Source organism: Methylorubrum sp. Q1 (genome assembly GCF_004683995.1).
Classification (GTDB): Bacteria; Pseudomonadota; Alphaproteobacteria; order Rhizobiales; family Beijerinckiaceae; genus Methylobacterium.
The window spans coordinates 1-1,110 of sequence record NZ_SRHQ01000086.1 but is presented as its reverse complement, the minus strand read 5'-3'; the positions used below and the strand labels follow the sequence as shown (position 1 = coordinate 1,110).

Sequence of the window (1,110 nt, the reverse complement as noted above, 5' to 3'; positions counted from 1 at the left end):
GAAGGCGCGACAGACAAAACGGTGGGACGGATGCAGATAAGACCAGAACAAGCCGGCGACGTGGCCGCCATACGTGACGTGACCGCCGCCGCGTTCGCAAATGCCCCCCATAGCGAACAGACCGAACCCGCCATAGTCGACGCGCTACGTAAAGCCGGCGGGTTGAGCCTATCGCTCGTGGCAGAGGATGACGACAGGATCGTAGGCCATGTCGCCTTCTCCCCTGTAACGATCGATGGGCAGGATGGCGACTGGCTTGGTTTGGGTCCGGTTTCCGTCGACCCAGCCAGGCAGCGGCAGGGGATTGGCGCGGACTTGATCCGCGCTGGCCTAGAAAATATCCGCTCGTCCGGCGCGGACGGCTGTGTCGTCCTCGGCGACCCGAGCTACTATGGTCGCTTCGGCTTTGTCAGCGACCCTAAGCTCACCTACCCCGATGTGCCAGCTTCTTACTTTCAACGTTTGGTTTTCAGCGATGTCGAGCCGGTGGGCACGGTAACATTCCACCCAGGGTTTTCCGCTCGGTGAGTTGTGCGACAGCCGTTCCCAAAGACAAGGTTGAATTGGCAATTCGCGTTTCCAAGCCCGATGCGGGTTTATGTCCGCTGGCGCTTTCCCAAAATCCGTTCCCAATTGAATTTTCCCAAAATGGTCGAGTGGACATGGAGTAACGGGAACGCGGCGAACGGTTTTAACGGGCAGTCTCGCGGCCGCGTGCGATCCAAGAATCTGCCACAGTTCTGTTAATCATTCATGATGTGGGACGAGCTTCCGCCGCCTACCTCCAGTACGCTCCCCGTGGGGCAATCGGCGGTGCTTGCGTAGCCGTGGCGGGCAATATCGGGAAAACGGCGGCGGAGCTCAGGGGATTCGAACCCCGACCACAAGGATGGATTAGCTGGGTCGAACTACTGAGCCACGCTGGCGGTGGGTCTACCGCCGAGGGCAAGGCCGAGATGATGCACGATGCGGTCGAGCCGGGCCGTACGCCGAGCGTAGGCCGACCACGTCGGCCAGAGCCTCTTCCAGCACCTTGAGGTTCGCCGGCCTCTTCGGAGCGACGACGCCGAACTCGGCCAGGTGGCCACGAAGCGCGTTGATGAGCTGCGG

The 1,110-nt window shown here is 61.2% G+C and carries 1 protein-coding gene; it reads left to right on the top strand.

All coding sequences use genetic code 11. The annotated features are described in order from the left end of the window. Positions 1-528, top strand: a 528-nt coding sequence (locus E4V01_RS25365) for a GNAT family N-acetyltransferase (RefSeq protein WP_371688544.1), incomplete at its 5' end; no start/stop codon positions are given. Positions 529-1,110 lie beyond the last annotated feature (582 nt).